The following is a 5,645-nucleotide window of genomic DNA, read 5'->3' as shown; positions in this document are numbered from 1 at the left end:
CAAAGTGGAAGTCTCCACTTCCTGGGAAAACACAGGATGGGGATATTGTCCCGTCAACATCCCGCAATGGAATCAGAAATACAAAGTGGGCATCTCGCTGCTTGACGAGAACGGCAATCCGGTGAAGACAGTGGTGGAACACCGCAGCGACCTCTCCACATGGCTTCGTGAAAAAGGCGCCACACACAAGACTTCATTCTCACTGAAAGGCGTGAAACCCGGCAAATACCGCTGGGCTGTGGCACTCGTGGACACAACCGACGGCAACCGACCCTCTCTGGAGATGGCGGTAGACAAAAACGCCGTTCTTGAAAACGGCTGGCTGCCATGCGGAGAAATTTCAATTGACAAGTAATCGGAAACAAGGAACCGGCTTACTGAAAACAACAGCAACATCAACAATAAACAATAACAAAAATTACAGAACCTTATGAATTCAGCATCACATCGTCAGCCAAGGCGTTCAAGAATCGGAACGCTTTGCGCGATTGGTCTTGTGACAGCCATGGCGCCTGCAACGATTTCCGCAGGAACTTCCATGTCACTTGACAAGTCGACGGGGCTTTACACCATGAAAGCTTCTGACACCACAGTCAAAGATGTTCTCTCGTATATCGAGAAAAACAGTAATTATGTATTCCTATACGGTGAGGGCGTGGAAAACAAGCTCGCATCTCCGGTAAACATCCAGCTTAAAAACAAAAAGATGGATGCCATCCTTGCCGAGGTTTGCAAATCGACAGGACTCCTCTATAAGATTTCCGGGCGTCAGGTGACAATCACCACAGCCAAGGCAAAAACTACAAAAGACGAAAAGCAGAAAATCAGCGGTGTGATCGTAGATCAGAACGGCGAGCCCCTTATCGGCGCCACAGTCATGGTGAAAGGCGCCAAAGAGGGAGCGATGACCGATATTGACGGTCGCTTCACCATCAATGCCGCCAAAGGCGAGAAACTTCAGGTCACTTATGTAGGTTTCAATCCGGAGACAGTATCCGTAGGTTCAAGCAATGACCTGAAGATAGAAATGACCGAAACCGACAACACACTTAACGAAGTGGTGGTTATCGGATATGGAACGGTAAAGAAAAAAGACCTCACCGGAGCCGTTGCCTCTGTAAAGGGTGAAGAACTCGCCTCCAAAAACACCACTACCCTCTCCACAGCGCTTCAGGGTTCTATATCCGGACTTATGGTGCGTCGCGACAATAACGCCCCCGGCGCATCGGCAAGCTCAATGCATGTGCGTGGTGTCACCACCATCGGCGACTCAAGCCCGCTTATCATAGTGGACGGAGTGCAATGCGACAACATCGACTACGTAAACGCCAACGATATCGAGAACGTGTCGGTGCTCAAAGATGCAGCTGCCGCATCCATCTATGGTTCAAAAGCCGCTTCGGGTGTAATCCTTATCACCACAAAGCGTGGAGACCAGTCAAAAATGAGCATTTCTTACAACGGCGAATTCGGCTGGGAGATACCGACAAAACAGCCGGAGATGGTAGGAGTGACCCGTTATCTGGAAATGAACAACGAGCTTCTTTATAATGACAACCCTGCCGCCGGCTATTTCCAGCAATGGACCGCAGACCAGACAAAGAACTGGCTTAGTCTCAACCAGACCAATCCGGACCTATACCCTATCACAGACTGGCGAGGCATGATGATGAAAAATTCGGCGCCGAGAATGACACACACACTGTCGCTCTCCGGAGGCAACAAGGCTGTGCGCTCGAACGCTTCATTCACCTATGACGAAGTGGACGGTCTCTACGAAGGGCGTGGTTTCCGCCGGTTCATGTTCCGCAGCAACAACGATTTCACATTCAACAAATACATCACAGCAAGCGTAGATGTCAACGTGCGCAACGCACGCAGCGAGGCAACAGTATATTCTCCCTTCGGCGACATGCGCAAGATGCCGGCGATCTACCCGGCTGTGTGGGAGAACGGAGGTCTTGCCGAAGGCAAATCGGGAGCCAACCCCTACGGACTCCTCAGAGACGGAGGCTCATCGATATCAAGAAGCACCCAGATAGGCGGTAAGGCTTCTCTTACCATCAAGCCCATCGAAGGTCTCAGCATCTCGGGTATCGTATCCCCCTTCATCAATTATACGAAGAAAAAAGAATTTCGTAAAGCTGTAAGCTACACGCTTATGGATGACATAAACGCTTTCGGCGGATGGATGGAAGGTAACGGATCATCATGGACAACCAACAAACTTACCGAAACCCGCAAAGACAATTGGCATATAACCACCCAAGTTCTTGCCAACTACATGCGTTCTTTCGGCAAACATGACCTGACACTTATGGCAGGTTTCGAAAACTATGTCCTGAGTTCCGAAGATCTCACAGCAGGTCGCGATCAGTACGAGCTTATAAACTATCCCTATCTCAATGTAGGTCCCGAAGATTATAAAGACAACAGCGGCACCGGCACGCGCTACACCTCCAACTCATTTTTCGGACGTGTGCTTTATTCTTTCGACAACCGCTATCTTCTTCAGGCAAACATCCGCCGCGACGGCTCTTCACGTTTCGCCAGGAAATACCGCTGGGGAACATTCCCCTCTTTCTCCGCAGGTTGGGTGATCTCGAAAGAGAAATTCATGGAGAATGTGAATCCTTCGGCACTTTCTTTCCTGAAACTCCGCGCCTCCTGGGGTAAGCTGGGTAACGAACGCATCGGCTCAAGCTATTTCCCCTACATGTCGCTGATGACTTTCGAAAACGCATATTTCTATGAGAACGGAAGCGTGGTTTCCGACAAAACAGCCGCGTTAAGGGTTCTCGCAGTGGAAGACATCTCCTGGGAAACCACCACTTCCACCGACATAGGTATCGACGCCAACTTCCTCAACAGCCGCCTGCGCCTTACCGCAGACTACTACTGGAAGAACACATCCGGCATGCTTCTCGCCATCCAGATTCCCTGGAGCATGGGTTATTCAGACCCCAACACCAACGCGGGCAAAATGTCTACACACGGCTATGACATAGAACTCAGCTGGAACGACCGCATCGGCGACTTCTCATACGGAGTGTCATTCAATCTTTCCGACTTCATCTCAAAAATCGATTATCTCAACAATTCTGACATAATCAAAGACGGGAAACTGAAACGTGCAGGGGAACTCTTCAACACCTGGTACGGCTACATCTGCGACGGCATCTACCAGACACAGGAGGAGGTCAACAATTCCGCACGTCTCAACAACACCGTGACTGTCGGCGACCTCAAATACCGCGACATCTCCGGTCCCGATGGAGTGCCGGACGGCGTTATCTCTTCGGAATACGACCGCGTGCCCTTGGGCAACTCTCTCCCCCGCTTCCAGTATGGCGGAACAGTCAACGCCTCGTGGAAAGGAATCGACCTCTCGCTCGCGTTCCAGGGAATAGGCAAGCAGAACGCATATCTTGAGCGCGCCATGGTCGAGCCTCTCCGCGACAACTACGGCAACATACCCGCCATCATCGACGGCAAATACTGGAGCGTGTTCAACACCCAGGCAGAGAACCTCGCCGCAGAGTATCCCCGCCTTACGAACACTACCAAAAACAACAACTACGCGGTGTCTGACTTCTGGATGTTCAACGGGAATTATTTCCGTCTGAAAAACGTCACTTTGGGATACACGCTCCCTGCAGCGTGGACAAAGAAGGCGTTTATCCAGAAAGCGAGAATATACTTCAGCGCCAGCGATCTCTTCTCAATCGACAACTATCCCAAGGGATGGGACCCGGAGATGGGAGTCAGCGCATATCCTATCACAACATCACTTATCGTGGGTGTAAACCTTACATTTTAAATCATGAAACCGATGAACAAAGCCTTATACACATCATTAGCCACAGCGGCACTGATGCTGACATCATGCGAAAGCATGAACATGACACCCCTCTCCCAGGGCAACAGCGAGTCCTGGTATTCCACCGAGGTCGAACTGGAGATGGCTGTCAACGAATTCTACATACTCGGATACTGGAACCAGCCCCTTGAAGGGTCGGAACAATGGACCGACAATTTCACCTACCGCCAGCAGAACCGTAACCCCGGAAGCAACGGCACTGTGCTCGACGGCACAATGAACGGGCAGCAATACGAAGTATATCGTCTGTGGGAACAGGATTACAAACTTATAGCCCGCGCCAACACATTGCTTGCCAACTATCACAAGGCGGCAGGCAACGTGAATCCAGACAAACTCAACCGCTACGCCGGAGAAGCATTCTTCTGCCGCGCATGCAAATATGCCGAGCTTATCTGCTATTACGGAGACGTTCCCTATATGGACGGCACCGAAACCATAGAGGAGGCTTGCGAAAAGGGAAGACGCAACAAAGATGAGATAAAGGCTCTCGTATATGAAGACTTCGACAAGGCAATCGAATATCTCCCCGTAGATTACGGCACAGCCGCGATGCACGCCACCCAAGGCGCCGCACTGGCGATGAAAGCCCGTTTCGCGCTCTATCTCGGCGACTTCGACCTCGCCGCCAAGGCTGCGAAAGACTGTATGGACCTCGGGGTCTATTCACTTGAGCCGGATTTCGCTAAAATCTTCCTTCAGGACACCGGTGTGAATCCGGAGAAAATTTTCTACATTCCCCGTTCTCTTGAAAACAATGTGGTGCTTGACCAGTGGTTTGTAAACAACGGTCTCCCCCGCAACGCCGGCGGATACGGTTCCGACAACCCGTCGTGGGATCTCTTCGCCTCATTCCTCTGCACAGACGGTCTGCCTATCGACGAATCAGAGCTGTTCGATCCACGCAACCCCTTCGCCAACCGCGATCCCCGATGCTCAAAGACCATCGTTGAATTCGGCACCGAGCACTGCGGATTCGAATACAACCCGCGTCCTGACGTAAAGGAAGTCATGAACTTCACCACCGGCAAGATGCAGAGCAATGCCGACAACCGTGCAGTCAACCAGTATGCCTCATACAACGGACTTCTCTGGAAAAAGGGCATCGACATCTCCTGGACACAGAACGGCAAAAAAGTCGCCCGCGACTACCTTATGATGCGTTATGCCGATGTCCTTCTGATGTACGCCGAGGCTAAGATCGAGCTTAATGAACTTGACAAAAGCGTGACAGACGCCATCAACAGCGTACGCGCCCGCGCCTACGGAGTGAACCTGACCGACACCGGGCTTTATCCCGCCGTGCCGCTCGGCACTCAGGAAGAGATGCGCAAGGCAGTGCGCATCGAACGCCGCATGGAGCTTGCCAACGAAGGACTCCGCTATATGGATCTTATCCGCTGGAAGCTGGCTGCAAAAGCGCTTAACGGCTACAACTACATAAACCTGCCTCCCACAGAGCTTCTCAACAACATCGTCAAGAAAGACCTCTGGTTCTGGGGCATGACACCACAGATAGATGAAGACGGTCTTGCGGATTTCTCGGCGCTCTATAACGCCGGTCTCGTGAGTCTCGGCGCGAAGCGCGTGTTCCCCGACCGCCAGTATCTATGGCCCATCCCGACACGCGACATGATTCTGTGTCCGAACCTCAAGAACAACCCCGGCTATTGACAATAAGAATCGGAACCCGGAAATCTGAATTGGGAATCCAGCCCCATTCCCCATCCCTCCCCATAACCCACATAAAACGGAAAAACCATGA

Annotated in this window: 2 protein-coding genes and 1 pseudogene; all 3 read left to right on the top strand. The window is 51.6% G+C overall.

Features of this window, described 5'->3' with window-relative positions; translation table 11 throughout:
• Nucleotides 1-355, top strand: a pseudogene (locus JX312_RS08425) (DUF4832 domain-containing protein); the annotation flags it as partial.
• A 75-nt stretch (nucleotides 356-430) separates the two neighbouring features.
• Nucleotides 431-3,820 (top strand): TonB-dependent receptor, encoded by a 3,390-nt coding sequence (locus tag JX312_RS08420; RefSeq protein WP_239653860.1) that lies wholly within the window; start codon nucleotides 431-433, stop codon nucleotides 3,818-3,820.
• 3 nt (nucleotides 3,821-3,823) lie between these two features.
• Nucleotides 3,824-5,554, top strand: coding sequence for a RagB/SusD family nutrient uptake outer membrane protein (locus tag JX312_RS08415; protein WP_204457688.1), 1,731 nt, complete (start codon nucleotides 3,824-3,826; stop codon nucleotides 5,552-5,554).
• Nucleotides 5,555-5,645: the final 91 nt, after the last annotated feature.

Source organism: Barnesiella sp. CU968, from assembly GCF_905219685.1.
GTDB lineage: Bacteria > Bacteroidota > Bacteroidia > Bacteroidales > Muribaculaceae > Lepagella > Lepagella muris_A.
Note: the sequence above shows the minus strand (reverse complement) of the source record. Positions and strands in the feature narration are given on the sequence as shown.

What these genes read in the sequence shown, in the direction of transcription:
- JX312_RS08420 (WP_239653860.1), top strand. Translation starts at nt 431, where the DNA reads ATGAATTCAGCATCACATCGTCAGCCAAGGCGTTCAAGAATCGGAACG.
- JX312_RS08415 (WP_204457688.1), top strand. Translation starts at nt 3,824, where the DNA reads ATGAAACCGATGAACAAAGCCTTATACACATCATTAGCCACAGCGGCA.